The organism is Acinetobacter sp. ANC 4169, from assembly GCF_002135355.1.
Classification (GTDB): domain Bacteria; phylum Pseudomonadota; class Gammaproteobacteria; order Pseudomonadales; family Moraxellaceae; genus Acinetobacter.
In genome coordinates, this window is the sequence record NZ_NEGE01000005.1 from 94,354 (window position 1) to 114,780 (window position 20,427).

13 protein-coding genes are annotated in these 20,427 nt (G+C 41.1%); 2 read left to right on the forward strand and 11 right to left on the reverse strand.

What is annotated here, in order from left to right:
- The first annotated feature begins 295 nt into the window (after nucleotides 1–295).
- A complete protein-coding gene (locus B9T26_RS05410) occupies nucleotides 296–1,123 on the forward strand; it encodes a VOC family protein (protein ID WP_086198723.1) in 828 nt (275 codons plus the stop codon).
- 163 nt (nucleotides 1,124–1,286) lie between these two features.
- Nucleotides 1,287–2,444 (forward strand): poly-beta-1,6-N-acetyl-D-glucosamine N-deacetylase PgaB, encoded by a 1,158-nt coding sequence (gene pgaB, locus B9T26_RS05415; RefSeq protein ID WP_227518774.1) that lies wholly within the window; start codon nucleotides 1,287–1,289, stop codon nucleotides 2,442–2,444.
- Here pgaB (B9T26_RS05415) and pgaD read toward each other — a convergent pair.
- The 11 genes from pgaD to sdhA all read right to left on the reverse strand — a co-directional run bounded on the left by pgaD (nucleotide 2,410) and on the right by sdhA (nucleotide 20,421).
- On the reverse strand, nucleotides 2,410–2,916 hold the full coding sequence (gene pgaD / locus B9T26_RS05420) for a poly-beta-1,6-N-acetyl-D-glucosamine biosynthesis protein PgaD (protein ID WP_086198725.1): 507 nt from the start codon (nucleotides 2,914–2,916) through the stop codon (nucleotides 2,410–2,412). The two genes, pgaB (B9T26_RS05415) and pgaD, sit on opposite strands and share 35 nt — an antisense overlap.
- Entirely contained in the window at nucleotides 2,909–4,177 is a 1,269-nt protein-coding gene (gene pgaC / locus B9T26_RS05425) for a poly-beta-1,6-N-acetyl-D-glucosamine synthase (protein ID WP_086198726.1), read from the reverse strand. Before pgaC ends, pgaD begins: the two co-directional genes overlap by 8 nt.
- A 2-nt stretch (nucleotides 4,178–4,179) precedes the next feature.
- Nucleotides 4,180–6,012, reverse strand: a complete 1,833-nt coding sequence (gene pgaB, locus B9T26_RS05430; RefSeq protein WP_086198727.1) for a poly-beta-1,6-N-acetyl-D-glucosamine N-deacetylase PgaB — start codon at nucleotides 6,010–6,012, stop codon at nucleotides 4,180–4,182.
- Nucleotides 6,012–8,489: a poly-beta-1,6 N-acetyl-D-glucosamine export porin PgaA gene (pgaA, locus tag B9T26_RS05435; protein ID WP_227518775.1), complete on the reverse strand. Its 2,478-nt coding sequence runs from the start codon at nucleotides 8,487–8,489 to the stop codon at nucleotides 6,012–6,014. Before pgaA ends, pgaB (B9T26_RS05430) begins: the two co-directional genes overlap by 1 nt.
- A 689-nt stretch (nucleotides 8,490–9,178) precedes the next feature.
- Nucleotides 9,179–10,069, reverse strand: a complete 891-nt coding sequence (gene sucD / locus B9T26_RS05440; RefSeq protein ID WP_086198729.1) for a succinate--CoA ligase subunit alpha — start codon at nucleotides 10,067–10,069, stop codon at nucleotides 9,179–9,181.
- A 13-nt stretch (nucleotides 10,070–10,082) separates the two neighbouring features.
- Nucleotides 10,083–11,249: an ADP-forming succinate--CoA ligase subunit beta gene (sucC, locus tag B9T26_RS05445; protein WP_086198730.1), complete on the reverse strand. Its 1,167-nt coding sequence runs from the start codon at nucleotides 11,247–11,249 to the stop codon at nucleotides 10,083–10,085.
- Nucleotides 11,250–11,419: 170 nt separating this feature from the next.
- Nucleotides 11,420–12,853: a dihydrolipoyl dehydrogenase gene (gene lpdA / locus B9T26_RS05450; RefSeq protein ID WP_086198731.1), complete on the reverse strand. Its 1,434-nt coding sequence runs from the start codon at nucleotides 12,851–12,853 to the stop codon at nucleotides 11,420–11,422.
- 61 nt (nucleotides 12,854–12,914) lie between these two features.
- Nucleotides 12,915–14,132: a 2-oxoglutarate dehydrogenase complex dihydrolipoyllysine-residue succinyltransferase gene (gene odhB / locus B9T26_RS05455; protein WP_086198732.1), complete on the reverse strand. Its 1,218-nt coding sequence runs from the start codon at nucleotides 14,130–14,132 to the stop codon at nucleotides 12,915–12,917.
- Nucleotides 14,132–16,972 carry a 2-oxoglutarate dehydrogenase E1 component gene (locus B9T26_RS05460; protein ID WP_086198733.1) on the reverse strand — a complete coding sequence of 947 codons (2,841 nt, stop codon included), beginning with the start codon at nucleotides 16,970–16,972 and terminating at the stop codon, nucleotides 14,132–14,134. Before B9T26_RS05460 ends, odhB begins: the two co-directional genes overlap by 1 nt.
- Before the next feature lie 825 nt (nucleotides 16,973–17,797).
- On the reverse strand, nucleotides 17,798–18,508 hold the full coding sequence (locus tag B9T26_RS05465) for a succinate dehydrogenase iron-sulfur subunit (RefSeq protein ID WP_086198734.1): 711 nt from the start codon (nucleotides 18,506–18,508) through the stop codon (nucleotides 17,798–17,800).
- 14 nt (nucleotides 18,509–18,522) lie between these two features.
- Nucleotides 18,523–20,421 (reverse strand): succinate dehydrogenase flavoprotein subunit, encoded by a 1,899-nt coding sequence (gene sdhA / locus B9T26_RS05470; RefSeq protein ID WP_086198735.1) that lies wholly within the window; start codon nucleotides 20,419–20,421, stop codon nucleotides 18,523–18,525.
- Nucleotides 20,422–20,427: the final 6 nt, after the last annotated feature.

Sequence of the window (20,427 nt, forward strand, 5' to 3'; positions counted from 1 at the left end):
GTCGGAAGTGATCAAGACATCGCCCTGATCATTTTTAAGGTCTATTTATCATCCCCTATTCTCCCACTCCACCCACAACCGTATACGGAAAGTGCTGTTGTTGATGCCAACAAATATAGGCTGAAGTTACAGTATTTGAATGGGTTTTTAAATGCTGGAAAGATGCCATGTTAAGGCAGTATTTTTCATTTTCAGCCGAATAATTTTTATACAATTACGCTCTATAAACTTACTTGTGTTACGGCTCTAGAAGACTGCATTATCTGCTGATATTGCAGACATAGAGCACATAATAATGACTCACTCTATCTACCCTTGCCTGTGGTTTGAAAAAAATGCCAAAGCTGCATTTGAATGGTATTGCTCTATTTTTCCAAATAGCCACCTGATCGAAGAAAATCAATATGCGGTAAAAGCACAATTGGCGGGCATACGGTTTTTAGCAATTAATGACGGACCTACTTTTCATCCCAATCCTTCAATTTCTTTTATGGTGATTTGTGAAAATCGAACCGAGATAGATTGCTATTGGAATCAATTGATTGAAGGGGGTTCTGCACAAATGGCATTGGGACAATATGCATGGAGTGATTATTATGGCTGGCTGCAAGATCAATACGGTTTTAGCTGGCAACTTTATTTGGGAAAATTATCCGATACCAATCAGCAAAAAATTGTCCCAACGCTGATGTATTGTGGCGCATATCAGGGACAATGCCTGGCTGCGTTAAATTTTTACCAAAGCCTATTTCATCATTTTCGCACCCAAGGCATTTTAAAATATAGCGAGGGCGAATATGCCGGACAAATAAAACATGCCCAGGTGATCGCCAATCACTTCACCCTGATGGCCATGGACAGTGGCGTTCCGCAACCGTTTGAATTTAATGAGGCTGTATCCTTGATCATTGAATGCGAAGACCAAGCCGAAATTGATTATTACTGGAATAGCATCACGCTAAAAGGTTTTGAGGGCCAATGTAGTTGGTGTAAGGACCAGTTTGGAGTGAGCTGGCAAATTCATCCTGAAAATTTGAGTGAAATACTCAGGCAAAACCCTCGTGCGCAGGCAGCGGTGTTTAAAATGAAAAAACTGTTGATTGATGATTTACTTCATGCCTGATCGTTCTACAACCAGGCCACAGCATAATAAAACAATGATGAATGAATTGAGATTTTTGAAAAATTCAATAAATGATAAAGCGAGTATAACAATGAATAATTTTAAAAATTTATACCAGAACAGGTTGAGCCATTGTCTTTATTGGAGCTTAAGCTGTCTACCCTTGTCTGCATATTCTGCCGATATTGTGCAAATCAAACAACATCCTATTGATGCAATTGTGCAGCAAAATATGACGCAAAAATCAGTCGCGCCGCCCTTAAAAAAAACCGGAAAAATCGATCAGATGCGTATCATGCATATCGATATTGACTACGTTTATGATAAAGATAAGAAACAGCAGCAACGAAATCTTCAAGATTTAATCCAACGGATTATCCAGATACAACCGAATACCATTTTCTTGCAAGCCTTTGCCGACCCCGATGCCAATGGTTCAACCGATCAGGTGTACTTTAAAAACCGCCATATCCCGACCAGAGATAATCTTTTCCCTGTTCTGGTCAGCCAGATTCGTAGCAAGACCCAGGTTAAGCATATTTATGCCTGGCTACCGTTAATGGCTTGGGAGTTTCCCAAAAGTTACAAACTGACCTATGTTTCACACAACCAAGGCGGAAAACAAGGCTATATTCGGGTTTCACCCTTTGATCCTAAAAATCTCAAATATGTTTCCGAAATTTATTTAGACTTTATAAAATCAAATGCGGTGGATGGCGTGCTCTATCACGATGATGTCACGCTCAACGATTATGAAGATAGCTCTGCTCCGGCACAAAGTATGTACCGAACTTGGGGATTCGGTGCAGATCAATTATTAAAACAACCTCGGCAATCTAAACAGTTGGAATTTGCAAAATTCAAAACAGCCTATCTGGATCAGTTTGCTGCAGGCATTACCAAAATCATTAAACAGCAACAGCCTAATTTGCTAACTGCACGCAATATGTATGCACCGGTAGTATTAGAGCCACATAGTGAAAACTGGTTTAGCCAATCCATGCCTAGTACTTATCAATATTATGACTACAATGCCATTATGGCCATGCCTTATATGGAAGAAGCGGATGACCATCAACAGTTTTATTTAGACCTGATACGACAGTCAAAAAAATACGACCCAGATTTGAGTCATACGATCTTTGAACTTCAAGCATTGAATTGGATAAACGATCAGAAGCTTTCCACCGAAGAAATTGTGGATACCATCAAGTTTTTAGAAAAAAACGGGGTAAAACATATTGGTTATTACCCCGATGATTTTGTCCATGAACATCCTCAGCCTTCTAAGCTGAAATCCGCTTTTTTAACTGGTGATTAGTCTCAAAAAACTCCAGTAGCCCTTTATTGTTATAATAAAGGGTTAAATTCCTGGCTTGTTGCATATTGATAATATCTGCCGTATTCACCTTAAAGCTACTGGCAAGTTGGGGTACCGCAATTGCTAATGGGGTATTTCTACGCTCCTTACCTGAAAAACGGACCCAGTTATACGTTGCCCAAAGAAATAGCACACTAATAAAGCTTAAAATCATTACAATAATATTCATTAAACTTAATTGGCTATCTGGTTGAGCCTCTGTGACCAGTTGCTGATAAATGGTTTCACCTTCAAACCACCAAAACAGCACGGTCAATGCTGGCATAAATAACCACATAAACATAAACCAACCTACGATTTGCAAACTGTAACCCATGCTTTTATTACGTACATATTCAGGTTGATCAATATATTCTGGCAGCTCCAATTTTGACTCATCTTCAATTAAATAAAATTTATATACTTTAGTCATTTTCTGGCTCTCCTCTAAATCCACGATCTGGGCTTACCCATCGCGCACGTTTTTGAGTCTTGAAAATCGTTTTAGGTAATGCAACCACTGTCGTCAACATGGTCAGAATCCAGAAGAACAGTGGATACCAAATGACCCAAAAATAGTTCCTGAAGATTCGGGCTTTATCATAGGGTTTATCGATACATAAACTGACAAAGAATTGGATCAGGCAAGTTAAACCCAAAATAATCCCGTACCATTGTGGAAAGAGAGATTGAATCGCCCACTCTCCTGGTAAAGAAAAAAACAGACCATATAGATATAAGATAATAATACCAAACATCACATATGCCCAAACCACACTGACAATAGACTCCAGTGCAATAGGCCACATACGGCGTCGATTCCACTTAAATAAGCTCGGTAAATAAGCAAATAAAACCTCTACTCCTCCTTGTGCCCAACGTAAACGCTGTTTCCACAAGCCTTTGAAGGTTTCAGGCATATAGATGTAACACAATGCTTGTGGGACATATTGCAAATCCCAATGATCGAACTGTAAACGCCATGATACATCGATATCCTCTGTGATCATGTCATCACGCCAATATCCAATCCGGTCGAGTGCCGTTTTACGAAAACCGACTATTGCGCCTGAAACAGTAAAGATTCGTCCATAGGTGCGTTGTGCACGTTTAATTAATCCAATAATAGAAGAGAATTCGCCGACCTGAATTTTGCCCAGCATACTGGAACGGTTCAAAATACGTGGATTCCCGGTGACTGCCCCAACCCGTGGATAACGGGTTAAATGATGGATCATCCATAAAACTGCATGTGGATGTATTAAAGCATCCCCATCTATACAAACCAGATATTCATTTTGACTCACCATTGCCCCGGCACGTAAGGCATAGGCCTTACCTTGGTTTTCAGCCAAATGGACAACTCTGAGTTTCGGATATTTTTGCAAAAGCTCATCCAGAATTTCAGCAGTTTTATCCTGACTACCGTCATTCACTGCAATGACTTCAAAATCCGGATACTGAGTTTGCATGACAAATTTTATAGTATCTCTAACCTGTGCTGCCTCATTAAAACAAGGAATAACGATACTGCATCCGTGTTCACTAGGATGAGGCAATGACGGTTTCTTGTATTCATGTTTTAGATAAAACCAGATTCCTCCTGCAATCCAAATCCAAGCCATAAATAATGGATAGAAAAAAGCAAAACCAAAGTATAAATCACTCACACTCATCAAACTGAATTCCCCCATTATTACCTCCTTTTCGCAGTATTATTGTCATAAGGATTGCGATAAGTTAAAGGACTATCATTGCTGCTTAATTCCTTATAAAGATGTTCCTGAATCTGCTGTCCTGCTTTTAATTGATAGTTATTAATTCCAACTTTTTGTATCGCTAGATTTTGTAAAGTTTCATAATTTTCTTGATAATGTTTCCATTCACGTTTACTGGAATTTGGATTAACGGTAAAACTAAAAATCAGACGCTGCTTTTGTTCAGCATTTAATTTTTTCAACTGTTTTTGCACAGCCCTAAATATTTCAGGATGTTCAACAGGATCAAATTCAATATAAAGGAAGTCGCTGTACGCCAAACTCTGCTCAATTAAAGGTTTTAGCCCCCCAATATGTTTATTCTTTAAACCTATTTTCAAAGCAGTTTGATAATTATTACTAATATTGGCGTAATACTTTGCTTGTTGTTTAGTCCGTTCTTTGATTTGTAAAACGCGCTTCACTTTTTGAGCACATGCCGTATCCCAGCTTGTATTTTCTACAGCACACGAGAATTCATCTCCAACTTCAATCATCAAGCCTTCAATAGAAGTATTGTTCTTAACCAGTTCTCCGGTTAATGTAGCCAGATTCAAGCCTTGTTTCGTTTCTATACTAATCGGCAGCTCTGCATATACGCGGTTATCAATGCGGGTACGCGCTTGCCAAACCGTACGGTTGAGCAAATCTCGTCGCATAGCTAATTGCGAGTTCGGAAAATAAGCAACATCTATTTTTCCATCACCATTCTCATCAGCTACAACTTTTAATAGCAGTGTATTACTTTTTAATGCATTAATTTGGTCCAGCAACTGCCCAAGTTTCTGGTTAAAAATTTTATTATTGGCACTAACCATTTCAGTCAGATCAAAACCGACAAAGTTCTTACGTTTTTTGTATTGTTCATTGGCGAAAGTTAAAAAATCCAGCATTTCTGTATGTAGCATTTCAGGGGTAGGATTACCCATGACTAACGCACGTTGATATGTGGTACCCGCATCTGCAAGAGTCGACATGCTACCTAAACTAAATGACATAGGTAATCCTGCCTTCAATGCAAGCTCTTCACTTTCTTTGGTCACTGCCCCATAAGGCCAAAAAACAGCTAAAGTTTTTATACCCAATTGAAAATCTAAAGTTTCCTTCGATTTCTTTAAATCTTCTATGATCCGTTTTTGATAGGCTGCATCTGTTTCATAACGTTTTAATTTGGGTAAATATGTACGGGTAATTGCAGCGGGTTGCATACTCTGTTGAGGGTTGGCAACTATACCTTTGTGCATATTATCTGAATGGGAACCAAACTCGGCTAAGCCAGATTGTTGCATTTCACGCATCTGATCCCAATTCATCAAATTGTTTTCGCCATAAGCTTCATAGGCATCTTTGGTATTCCCATTAATCCAGCTCGTAGGAATAGCAAATACCGCAGGAAAGTTATATTGTTTCAATAAAGGGAAAACCCGGGTATAACTGCTGAGTGCACCATCATCGAAGGTCAACAATACCGATTTTGGCGGTAAGCGTTTTTTCTTTTGCCGTGCCAGCCAGACATCTTGTAAACGGATGGGCACCCATCCTTCTTGCTGTAACCATGCAAAATATTGGGCCAAATTTTTAGTACTAATTGCATAAAGATCGCGGTCGCCATTAATGACATCATCGCGCACATCATGAAAGGTAATCGTTACAAATAAATTATCGGGTAGTTCAGTTTTAGTGTTTGTCGCATTTTGTGCCATGCTCATCGTGGGTATAGACCAAGCAGTAATAAACAAGATAGCAAGTAAAAATTTTACAATTTTATTCATTAAAAACTCCCCTTTAGACCGACTGATCCATAAGTTCTTTTTTCATCTTCCCCGTCATAAGGATGGACTCCCCAGCCTATGCCATAGTTCAAACTCCAAGTACGAGAAAACTGCCAATTATGTTGATAAAAAACGTTATATATAGCCTTTGAGGAAAATCCGGATTGCCCAAAAGCTCCACCACTGACTTCAAAGTGCTGGTTGAAATATGCATCATAGTTACGCCATGTATTCCAGTCATGCTGTAAGGTCAGTTCCGCACTATAGCTTTCTTTAGGATTAAAATAATTCACCGCCACCTGATCGTTTTGACTGTAATAGCCACCTAAAGACAAACTGGTAATATGGTGAGGGCCTTTTAAAATCCGCTGTTTGAAATAGGCCGTCGCTTCATGACGGGTATTGTTATCATCGATATCGGTCAGTTGATAGTTCATCCCAGCTTCGCGAGATTCATGCTGCTGCCAATTTAGGCCTAAACTATAAGACTGACCTTCATTACCATTTTTCACCGCTTGCAAGGGAATATTGGCTTGACTGTTATAGCCTAAAGCGTACTGCCAATGATCGTTTAACCATTGTGACCAATTCACCAGTACGCCAAAGCGGTCATTTCCCAGTGCATCATCTATGCTTTGGGACAGCATGATATTTGCGGCTTTACGACGCGACTCCCATTCCAGGCCCAAGCCTACGCGTTGATCATCTACCTTGCCGTCATCGTAATCAGCAGATCGAATACTATGATCGACATAAGCACGGAAATTGTCATAAAACCAAGGCGCATTTATACGTGTCCAGTTTTCCTGCTCACGACTACCCTTCAAACGATCCAGCAAAGCTGCATTGTCTGATTCACTTTTTGAAAAAAGACTTTGGTGCTGAATAGATGCACGATCACGATCATCAAGTTCTTTTTTACTTTTTACCACCCCGGTATCTTCAGGTAAGGTTCGCATGAGCTCAGCATTTTGAGCACGCCATTGTTGAATATCACCCAAGGCCTGCATATTCAGCATATGATTGATTTTTACACTACTATCTACTGGGGTCATACTATCCCACTGCGACAATATCATTTCAGCTCGCTGAGGATTTTCACGCGCGCGTTGCACTTGTGCACGATTAGCTTGATACACTACGTTATTGGGTGCTTTCGCCACTAACTCATCAAAATATTTTTCTGCTTTCGCATCTTCATTGCGATACAGATAATTGAGCCCAACAAGCCCCAAATATTCAGCGCGGTCATCATGGGTAACTTTATCTACCCCTTTGGCATTACTATAGAAAAAAGTCGGCAACAATTTATCCAAACTCTTAAGGTATTGATCCGCTTCCTTATATTTTTCCTGTTCAATTAAAGCGTAATATAAACCTGCATAAATTTTATAATTTGCATTCTTTTTATCCTTGAGCAAATTTTTATAATACACTTCAGCCACTTTAGGTTGATGATCACTCAAATATGCTTCTGCAATCGCTTGACGTACATAAGCTGGCATTTGCTCAACCGGCAAACCAACTTTGGGTATCTGCTCAATAACTTTTTTTGATCGATTTCTTATATTTAATGCATATATATATTCATAGTAAAATTGACGTTTTAAATTGATGTCATTATTTGGGATCTGGCCTTCATAGCTTTCCATATCCGCAAGAACACGATCTAGAGGTTGATAAGGGTTACTGCCACGAGCACGATAATTTGCTGATTTAATATATTGCTCCGCATTTTGAATACGTTGGGTAAATTCACTGATTTTTACCGTGGTTCCCAGTTGCGGCTGTTTTTGACTTATTTCATTACGGCTCAGGTACTGTTCAGCTTTGGCATAATTTGAATTTGCCATAAGTGCCAGTACATATTGTTCATCGGTACTTAAATCTTTATTTTTCTCAATGGCCAGAGTCGCTGCATTGATTGCCTCGATCGGCATGTTTAAAAGTCGATAGGTATATGCAAGTTGTGCCAAATAATCGGCTTCTACATAGTTGATATCAATCGACTTTAGAGTATTTTTTGCTTGAGCAGTTTTGCCTGCTTCCGCTTGCAAGACACCCGTCCATACTGTCCACATCTGATTTTGATCTGTTTGGGCGAATTTTTTTGCCCAAAATTCTCCTAATTCAAATTTTTTTAAATCACGCAAGGCCTTAAGCACATTCACCTTTGCATAATCTGGAAATTGTTGGCTTTTTATACCCTTAAGGTACTGAATATCTGATGCTGTAAATTTTTTATTTTCATAGGCTAGCACCACAAAATCAGCGATCAATTTCTGATTATTGGGATAACGGACCAATAATTGTCTGAGTTTTTGTAAGCCACTATCCACCTGGCCCTGTTTAATTAAAGGTACAATCTTTTCACGTTGTTGATCGACAACGTCCTTATAGATCAATTCTGCATATGACAATGTAGAAAACAGTAAAGTTCCACAAGATAGCGAGAGTAGAGTTAGCTTAAAGTTCATAATTAAAATATTCTTTATTCATTGTTATTAATGGTCATATTGTAATCTACAATATCTGCATAAAAGACCGGATTAACACAATATTGTGTTTCGTTTTGTATTTTTATTATTTTATGTGATATATATCACGTTATTTTAATAATAAACTATATTGTTTTTATCTTATTGCTTTACTTTAATTATGATATTTTCTTTATTTAATATGTATATTTTTTGTTCATTTTTTTAATTTTTACCACACAAATTTATCTATTACACTCGATCATTTTTCAATATTGAATTTTTTAATGGCCAATCATGGCCAAGCCATCCAATAGCACTCAATAAAAAACTCTCTATTGAGTAATGCTGATCAGTTAAGGGGTTTCGAAATAGACTCTTTAACTTTTTAGTAATTCATGGCGGAGTCTTACCTTTTTAATCAAACCCTTGCAGCTCAGTTGTTACTTTGGTTTCGCCCAAAGTAACCAAAGGCATTTGTCATCCGCAAAACTCGTCAGCCACTATCAACTAGCAAATTTGTCGCAGAAACAATCATTTTTTTATGTAGTCTTGCCTCAAACAGTTGCGGATGACTTTTCCACATATCAACTACAGTCATGAATTTAAAAAAGAAAATGCCAGTCAATTTCTTAACTGACTGGCATTACCTCTATCGAGGGCTTCTTATTACATCTGCTAGGTTTGTGTTAAGCCAGACCTTTACTCTTTAATACTTCGAACATGGTTGAGCCAAGTTCTGCCGGGCTACGGGTATATGCCATACCCGCTTTTTCAAAGGCTGCGAATTTTTCTTCTGCTGTGCCTTTACCGCCAGAAATAATCGCACCCGCATGTCCCATACGCTTGCCTTTCGGCGCAGTCACGCCTGCAATATAGCCCACAACCGGCTTAGTCACATGCGACTGAATATATTCAGCTGCTTCTTCTTCTGCGGTACCACCAATCTCACCAATCATGATAATGGCTTCGGTTTGCGGATCTTCCTGGAATAACTTCAAGCAATCAATCTGGTTCATGCCTGGAATCGGGTCACCCCCAATACCAATACAGGTTGACTGGCCCAAACCTAATTTAGTCGTTTGCGCGACTGCTTCATAGGTCAATGTGCCTGAACGAGAAATAATGCCAATTTTACCGGGTTGATGAATATGCCCTGGCATAATGCCGATCTTACATTCACCCGGTGTAATAATGCCTGGACAGTTTGGCCCAATTAAACGTGCATTATTACCATAGGTCTCAAGATAGCGTTTTGCTTTCAGCATGTCCAAGGTTGGGACACCTTCAGTAATCACCACAATTAACTCAATTCCTGAATCAATTGATTCAATAATCGAATCTAAAACAAAAGGTGCAGGCACATAAATGGAAGTTGCTGTTGCACCTGTTTCTTTAACAGCTTCTTTCATGGTATTAAAAACCGGAAGCCCTAAATGCTGCTGCCCACCTTTACCTGGCGTTACGCCACCGACTACTTTGGTGCCATAAGCAATGGATTGTTCTGAATGGAAAGTACCATTTTTACCGGTAAAGCCTTGTACCAATACAGTGGTGTCTTTATTGATTAATACGCTCATGTTTGATACTCCCTTAAGCTTTTACAGCAGCAACAATTTTTTCTGCAGCATCAGCCAAACCTGATGCAGAAATTAACGTTAGTCCAGATTCATCCAATAGCTTGGCGCCCAGTTCTGCATTATTTCCTTCCAAACGCACAACAACCGGCACAGCTACGTGAACTTCCTGAACCGCTGCAATAATGGCTTCAGCAATCATGTCACAACGTACAATTCCACCAAAAATATTAATTAAAACCCCTTGTACCGAACTGTCTGCCAAAATAATTTTAAAGGCTTCAATCACACGTTCCTTGGTGGCACCACCGCCCACATCCAGGAAGTTTGCAGGCTGACCACCATACAGTTTGATAATGTCCATGGTTGCCATCGCAAGACCGGCTCCATTGACCATACAACCGATGTTACCTTCTAGGGCTACATAATTCAGGTCATGTTCTGAAGCTTTCAATTCACGTTCATTTTCCTGAGACTTGTCGCGCATCGCTGCAATCTCTGGTAAACGGTACAATGCGTTAGAGTCGATCCCTACTTTGGCATCAACACATAAGATGTCACCATTTTCACGAACCGAAAGCGGGTTAATCTCAAATAGGGCAAAATCATTTTCAATGAATGCCTGATAAGCTGCAGTCATGATTTTGACAAACTGATTAATCTGTCCATCTTTCAAATTAAGTGCGAAAGCAACTTCACGCGCCTGAAATGGCAATAGCCCCACCAGTGGATCAACTTCAACTTTTATAATTTTTTCCGGGGTTTCTTCAGCCACTTTTTCAATTTCGACACCACCTTCTGTGGATGCCATAAAAGTCACTCGACGGCTAGAACGATCAACTACTGCACCGAGATACAACTCACGTTCAACCGGATAAACATCTTCAGAAACTAAAATGCTGTTGACTGGCTGTCCATTGGCATCAGTTTGATAAGTAACTAAACGAGTACCAATGATTTGATTTGCATAATCTGCGGCTTCTTGCGCAGACTTGACCACTTTTACCCCACCGGCTTTACCGCGTCCCCCTGCATGTACTTGGGCTTTGAGTACTGCAAACTTCCCTCCAAGCTGCTCAAAAGCTTTTACGGTTTCTTCTGCATTTGTTGCCAGGATGCCCTCTTGAACCGGCATACCATATTTTTTTAGTAACGTTTTTGCTTGATACTCATGTAAATTCATTGAACAACCTTTTACTACTTTTTACTTTGTTATAGCCAACCAATACCCAGACATCCGTCAATGCAGCATTGGCATTTTTTAAAATCTTTCTTATCTTTATTTTTAGATGATTATTCATACAAAAACAACCATCAAATACAAAAAGAGCGGCTTAAGCCGCTCTTTTTATCTTACTTACGCTTACGCTGAATCGCGTGAATCGCACGTCCATCCACTGCAAGTGCAGCTTCATGAACCACTTCAGAGAATGTTGGATGACCAAATGTCATCAACTGAAGATCTTCAACTGAAGATACAAACTCAAGTGCAATCATACCTTGGTGTACGATATCAGACGCAGCAGGTCCGATCACGTGCATACCAAGAAGACGATCAGTTTTTGCATCAGCAACAAACTTCACGAAACCAGCGTTTTCACCAGCTGCCATTGCACGACCATTTGCAGCGAAGCCAAATTGACCAGTTTTTACCTCAACGCCTTTTTCTTTCGCTTGCTCTTCTGTTAAACCTACCCACGCCGCTTCAGGGTGTGTGTAAATTACAGAAATAATGGTGTCATAGTTCACTTGAGAAGCATGACCGTGAATACGTTCAACTGCCATTACGCCTTCTTCCATTGCTTTATGAGCAAGCATTGGACCACGTACCAAGTCACCAATTGCATATACGCCTTCAACAGAAGTCGCACACCAGTCATTTACTTCAACCAGACCGCGTTCAGTTAACTTAATGCCTGAATCTTCCGCCAATAAACCTTCAGCATAAGCACGACGGCCTACACAAACGATCAACTTGTCGAAAGTTTGAGTTTTGTCTTCGCCGCCTTGGCTATATTTAACAGTCACTTCAGAACCGTTAATTTCAGTACCAGAAACTTTCGCACCGATACGGATATCCATACCTTGCTTGGTTAAAAGTTTTTGGTAGTCTTTCGCCAAAGCTTTATCAGCCATTGGTAAGAATGCATCCATTGCTTCAAATACAACAACTTCTGCACCAAGACGACGCCATACTGAACCAAGTTCAAGACCGATTACGCCTGCACCAATTACGCCTAGACGTTTAGGTACTTCTTGGAATTCAAGTGCGCCAGTTGAATCAACAATGATGTCTTGATCAACAGGAGCTACTGGAATGTTTACAGGTACTGAACCTGTCGCAAGAATGACATATTTAGGTTCAAGAATTTGAGTTTCACCTTCGTGAGATACAAATTCAACTTTTTTACCAGCAAGTAATTTACCAGTACCTTTTAACCATTCGATACCGTTACCTTTTAGAAGGCCATCAATACCCATTGTTAATTGGTTTACAATTTTGTCTTTACGAGCAAGCATTTTTGCAAGGTCGAATTTCACTTCACCAGTTGCAATACCGTGATCATCTAAATGATGAACAGTATCTTCATAACGGTGTGAAGAATCTAAAAGTGCTTTAGATGGGATACAACCCACGTTTAAGCAAGTACCACCTAAAGATGGTTTACCTTTATGAATACGTTTTTCGATACAAGCAACTTTAAAACCAAGTTGAGCCGCACGAATCGCCGCTTCATAACCACCTGGTCCACCACCAATAACAACTAAGTCAAACTGTTGAGACATGTTTATCTCCAAAAAATGGGCTTAGAGTTTTGCCCTAAGCCCATGGATTTATTCTTTAGAATTAAAGATCAAGGATAAGACGAGCAGGTTCTTCTAACAATTCTTTGATCGCTACAAGGAAACCTACCGCTTCTTTACCGTCGATTAAACGATGGTCATAAGAAAGCGCTAAATACATCATTGGCAAGATTTCTACTTGACCATTTACAGCCATCGGACGCTCTTGGATTTTGTGCATACCCAAAATTGCAGTTTGTGGTGTGTTCAAGATTGGAGTAGAAAGCAATGAACCGAAAGTACCACCGTTGGTAATGGTGAAAGTACCACCAGTCATGTCTTCAATACCTAACTTACCGTCACGTGCTTTACCCGCATAAGCGCGAATGCCGTTTTCTACTTCAGCGTAGTTCATACGGTCTGTATCACGTAATACAGGTACTACAAGACCACGGTCGCTTGATACAGCTACACCGATGTCATAGTAACCGTGATACACGATATCGTCGCCATCGATAGAAGCGTTTACAGCTGGGTAGCGTTTAAGTGCTTCAGTCGCTGCTTTAACGAAGAATGACATAAAGCCAAGACGTGCACCATGACGTTTCTCGAATGCGTCTTTGTATTGAGCACGCATTTCCATGATTGGTTTCATGTTCACTTCGTTGAACGTCGTTAACATTGCTGTTGATTGAGTAGCAGCAAGTAGACGTTCAGCAACACGTTTACGTAAACGAGTCATTGGAACGCGTTTTTCAATACGCTCACCTACAGCAACGCTTAAAGGCGCAGCAGCAGGAGCAGCTGGTTTAGCTTGATGACTTGCAACATCTTCTTTAGTGATGCGACCACCACGGCCTGTACCAGCAACATCGCTTGCAGCAATACCAGTTTCAGCCAACGCCTTACGAACTGCAGGCGCTTGATCTTGAACAGGTTGGCTACGTTCAACTACAGGTGCAGCACCCGCTTCAGTTTGAGCAGCGGCTTGTTCTACCTGACCTTCAGATTGAACTGCTTGAGTTTGAGCAGCGCCAGAAACAGCACCCTCTTCAAACTGTGCAATCACTTCGCTAGAAAGAACAGTCTCGCCTTCATTTTTGATAATTGACGCAATTGTACCGTCAGCAGGAGCAACAACCTCTAAAACAACTTTATCAGTTTCGATATCGCAGATCACTTCATCGCGTGATACAGCTTCACCTGGTTGTTTGTGCCAAGTTGCGATCGTACCGTCTGCAACTGACTCTGGGAATACCGGTGCTTTAATTTCGGTTGCCATTATTTAGAATCTCCTGATTGTTCAGCTGCAATCGCTAATGCGTCATTTACCAGCTGAGCTTGTTGTTTTGCATGCAAATATGGTGAACCACAAGCTGGCGCAGCAGAAGCTGGACGGCCTGCGAAGCTAATACGTACTTGTTTACCTGTCTTCATTACATCGTCATACAAACGAGGCGCAATGAACAACCAAGCACCTTGGTTTTTCGGTTCTTCTTGAGTCCAAACTACTTCTTTAACATTTGGATAAGAAGCAAGTACTTCAGCAATACGTTGTTCTGGATATGGATACAATTGTTCAATACGAACGATTGCAGTATTGTTTAATTCTTGCTCGCGACGTTTTTCAAGCAAATCGTAATAAACCTTACCACCACAAAGTACCAGACGAGTAACGTCTGCTTTATTGATTTGATCGATTTCATCAATCACAGTCTGGAATGTACCAGTTGCAAGTTCTTCTAATGTAGAAGTTGCAAGTTTGTGACGAAGCAATGACTTCGGTGAAGTCACGATCATTGGTTTACGAATTGGACGGATTGCCTGACGACGCATCGCATGGAAAATCTGAGCCGGTGTAGTTGGCGTAATCACTTGCATGTTGTCTTCAGCACATAGCTGCAAGAAACGTTCTAAACGTGCAGATGAATGCTCTGGACCCTGACCTTCAAAACCGTGTGGAAGAAGCAGTGTTAAACCACATACACGTTCCCATTTGGTTTCACCAGATGAGATGAACTGGTCAATCACCACTTGCGCACAGTTTGCGAAGTCACCGAACTGAGCTTCCCAAATCACCAAGCTTTTCGGTAATGTGGTTGCATAACCGTATTCAAACGCAAGCACCGCCATTTCTGACAATAAGGAGTCATAAATTGCAGTCCGCGGCTGGTTTTCTTTCAAGTTACATAATGGAATGTAAGTTGAACCATCTACCTGGTTATGTAGTTTCGCGTGACGGTGTGAGAAAGTACCACGACCCACGTCTTCACCCGTTAAACGTACCAGGAAGCCTTCATCAAGAATGGTTGCATAGGCTAAAGTTTCTGCAGCACCCCAGTTCAGCGGCATTTCACCAGTTTGCATTTTCAAGCGATCATCAATCACTTTAGCCACTTGGCGTTGCATTACGAAGCCTTCTGGAAGCTCGCGCATTTTAGTGCCAAGTTCTTTTAAACGCTCGATAGGGAAAGTCGTATCCCAAATGTCAGTGTAGTCATGGCCCAAGTATGGAGTCCAGTCTACAAACATTTTGGTGTTTGGTTCCAATACAAGTGCATTGGCAACGTGTTTACCCGCTTCAAGGTCTGAACGGTACTGTTCAACCATTGCATCTGCAGCAGCACGATCCAACACATTTTGTTGTACAAGTTGATCAGCATAAAGCGTACGCGTTGTCGCTTTCTTGTTGATGACTTGGTACATCATTGGTTGAGTTGCAGCTGGCTCATCCGCTTCGTTATGACCACGACGACGGTAGCAGAACATGTCAATCACAACATCCTTACGGAATGTATGACGGAAATCATGAGCCAATTGAGAAACAAATAATACAGCTTCAGGATCATCACCATTCACATGGAAGATTGGTGCCTGAATCATTTTCGCAATGTCAGTACAGTATTCTGTAGAACGCGCATCACGAGGATCAGATGTTGTGAAACCTACCTGGTTGTTGACAACGATATGAACCGTACCACCCACGGTATAACCACGAGTTTGTGACATCTGGAAGGTTTCTTGGTTTACACCTTGACCTGCAAATGCAGCATCACCGTGAACGATGACTGGCAATACATCATCACCACCAATATCGCGACGACGTACTTGACGAGCACGTACCGAACCTTCTACTACAGGTCCAACAATTTCCAGGTGCGATGGGTTAAATGCCAATGCCAAGTGAACTTCGCCACCCGGAGTCATCACGTTAGATGAGAAACCTTGGTGATATTTAACGTCGCCAGAACCTTTTTTGGTCAGTGATTTACCTTCAAACTCACCGAACAGGTCAGCCGGGTTTTTACCCATGATGTTGACAAGAAGGTTTAAACGGCCGCGGTGAGGCATACCGATCACAACTTCTTTACAACCTACAGAACCTGCACGTTGAATCAGTTCGTTTACCATCGGAATGAAAGATTCACCACCTTCAACACCAAAGCGTTTTGCACCTACATATTTGTTACCGAGGAATTTTTCTAGGCCTTCAGCTGCAGTTAAACGCTCTAATACGTGTTTCTTTTGCTCAGCAGAGAAACCGAATTGGCCTTTAGCGCCTTCTAGACGTTGTTGAATCCAGCGTTTTTCTTTGGTATCAACAATGTGCATGTATTCCGCACCAATAGAAGCACAATAAGTTGCTTCCATGGCATTGACCATTTCACCTAAAGTCGCTTCAGTCTTACCGATTGCAAGGTTACCCGTGTTAAATACTGTGTCTAGGTCAGATTGAGTCAAACCATGCGCAGCAAGATCTAGATCAGGCACGATTTCACGCTTAGCCAAACCAAGTGGATCTAATTTTGCTTTTTGGTGACCACGGTTACGATAAGCAGCAATCAGTTGTAAAACGCCAATTTGACGACGTTCATGCTCAGAACTTACAGCACTTTGCACAACAGGTTGCACGCGACTTGAATTGCGACCTAATAAAAGGAATTGCTCACGTACATTGCTGTGGGGTTGATCACCTTTAGGGAATTTACCGAAGTATTCCTGCCAGTCAGCTCCAACTGAGTCTGGTGACGTTAAATACTGCTCATAAAGTTCTTCAATATACGCTGCACTGTCAGCGCTTAGTTCAGTGTCAAGACGCAGTGCGTCAGCAACTTCTTGCATTTGTGGACCCATTTCCTATTGCAAAAACATTTTCAGGATGCTTTTTAAGCGAACCCATGATTAATAATGCCAAATTGGTAACATGACATTAGTCCCCATCAGGCATAAGCCATGAGGCGTTATCACTACATTAGGAATAACCCAATGTGAATAATGAATCATAACGCCCTTTGGCATCATCACTCATTTAAATACTCGACCAAAACCGAGCAATTTTTTGCAAATCGACTTAGAAAAAATAACTGCGCGACTTAATTTTTCTAAAGCGATTTATATCTATTTATAAACCTTATACATAATTTCAAATGTTGAAAAAATGTACGTAAATACAGGGCTTTTTTTAAATATAGCTTTGTGTCAAATCGTAACATGTTCTCCAGTTACAATTGATTTTTTTGACATATACCTCCCATAACTTAGCGAAATACATAGACATCATTTTCCTCTAATATATGGTGCTTTATCTAAAAATTAGATTCAATCTAGACCATAGTCCTAGCCTCACCACCACATATAACAAAAGAGAGCACAATTTTTACACTGGCCCTCTTTATATACGTTATATGATAACATCTTAATCTCAACTTTGCAGATTCAAACTTGCAATTAGCGCTTTAATCGTCGAATAAAACAATCTCACAACAAACAGATCATTCTTAAGTACATTTTCGCTTTTATTTTAATCAGCCATATCGCTTTAAGAAAAGCATTATCAGCCCTCCCCAAGTTATTTACATAGATATTTCATATTGCATTCATACCATGCAACAATGATCAGCATAAAAAAAGCACACCCAAAGGTGTGCTTTTTTTACTAGGTACAGATTAACCTGCTTGGTCTAACAACATGCTACGGATATGACCGATTGCTTTAGTTGGGTTAAGACCTTTAGGACAAACCGATACACAGTTCATGATACCTTTACAACGGAACAAGCTGAATGGGTCGTCAAGACGAGCCAAACGATCTTGAGTTGCGGTATCGCGAGAGTCAATGATGAAGCGGTATGCATTCAACAATGCTGAAGGCCCCAAGAACTTGTCCGGGTTCCACCAGAATGATGGGCATGCAGTTGAACAACATGCACAAAGAATACATTCATACAAACCATCTAAGTGTTCACGTTCTTCAGGAGATTGTAAACGCTCTTTCGCTGGCGCAGGCTGGTTGTTGATCAAGAACGGATGAATCTTGTTGTACTGATCGTAGAACTGATTCATATCCACAACTAAATCTTTTACCACTGGTAAACCAGGTAAAGGACGAACGGTAATCACTTCCGGTAAATCGTTCAGGTTCCAAAGACACGCTAAACCATTTTTACCATTGATGTTCACGCCATCAGAACCACAAATACCTTCGCGGCAAGAACGACGGAATGTCAAAGATTCGTCTTGTACTTTCAACGCAAGAAGAGCATCAAGCAACATACGGTGCTTGTCAGTCAACTCAAGTTTAAAAGTTTGCATGTACGGTGCTTTATCCTTATCAGGATCGTAGCGGTAGATATTAAATGTACGAGTACCTCTACTCATCTTACTTCTCCTAATTAGAACGTACGTGGTTTAGGTGGAATAGCATCAACCGACAATGGACGGTAACGCACTGGCTTGTACTCAAGATGGTTATCTGTTGAGAACCATAATGTGTGCTTCATCCACTCATCATCACGACGACCATATGGGTAGTCAGCATGGTCAGGTGACAATTCAAAGTCTACCACCGTATGCGCACCACGACACTCTTTACGAGCAGCGGCTGAAATCAAGGTCGCTTTAGCAACTTCATACAAGTTTTCAACTTCTAGAGCTTCAATACGCGCAGTGTTGAATACTTTAGATTTGTCTTTCAAATGAATGTTACGAACACGTGGCTCGATCGCAAGAATTTGCTTAACACCTTCATCAAGAAGCGCAGATGTACGGAATACACCAGCATGGTCTTGAACGATATCACGGATTGCATCAGCAACTTCTTGAGCGTTTTCACCTGTAGCAGAATCGTCAAGTTTACGAATACGGGCAACAGTTTGCTCAAGTACAGTCGTTGGAAGCGGTGCATATTCATCACCGTGGTGTTTAGTCACGTAGTCGATGATGTGTTCACCAGCAGCCTTACCAAATACAACCAAGTCAAGCAGTGAGTTGGTACCTAAACGGTTTGCACCGTGTACAGATACACATGAACATTCACCAATTGCATAGAAACCTTTTACAGGTTTAGTGAAGTTACGACCTTCAGCATTGGTAGAATAAACATCGGTTTCTTTGTTGTAATGTGCTTCAAGCGGCGCAGTTTCGCGGCTTTCAGGTACAACAACCTGACCATGAATATTCGTTGGAATACCACCCATTTGGTAATGGATTGTTGGTACTACAGGAATTGGCTCTTTAGTGATGTCAACGTTCGCGAATTTCTTACCAATCTCGAATACAGATGGAAGACGTTTCATGATCGTATCAGCACCTAAGTGAGTCATATCAAGAAGGATATAATCACCTTTAGGACCACAACCGCGACCTTCTTTGATTTCTTGGTCCATAGAACGTGATACGAAGTCACGTGGCGCCAAGTCTTTCAAAGTTGGAGCATAACGTTCCATGAACGGTTCGCCGTCTTTGTTACGAAGGATCGCACCTTCACCACGACAACCTTCAGTCAACAATACGCCTGCGCCCGCAACACCTGTAGGGTGGAACTGCCAGAATTCCATATCTTGTAATGGAATACCTGCACGAGCTGCCATACCAAGACCGTCACCAGTGTTGATATATGCGTTGGTAGATGCACGGTAAACACGACCAGCACCACCAGTAGCGAATAATGTTGCTTTGGCTTGGAATACTGCGATTTTACCAGTTTCCTGGTCAATTGCAGTTACACCAAGTACATCGCCTGCTTCATTACGGATTAGATCAAGCGCGATCCATTCAACGAAGAATTGAGTACCCATTTTCACGTTGCTTTGATAAAGCGTGTGAAGAAGCGCGTGACCGGTACGGTCGGCAGCAGCACATGCGCGAGGAACAGCTTTTTCACCGTAGTTCGCAGAGTGACCACCGAATGGACGTTGATAAATTGTACCGTCCGCATTACGGTCAAATGGCATACCCAGGTGTTCAAGTTCATAAACAACTTGAGGCGCTTCACGCGTCATGAATTCGATCGCGTCTTGGTCACCTAACCAGTCAGAACCTTTCACTGTGTCATAGAAGTGATAGTGCCAGTTATCTTCTTGCATATTACCAAGAGATGCACCAATACCACCCTGTGCCGCAACAGTGTGTGAACGTGTTGGGAATACTTTAGTCAGTACCGCAACTTTCAAACCCGCTTGAGCAAGTTGGTAAGAAGCGCGCATGCCTGAACCACCACCACCTACGATGACTGCATCGAAAGTTTGATGTGGAATATTTGTGTAATCTTCTTTAGGGGTTATAGCGCCCATGATTGT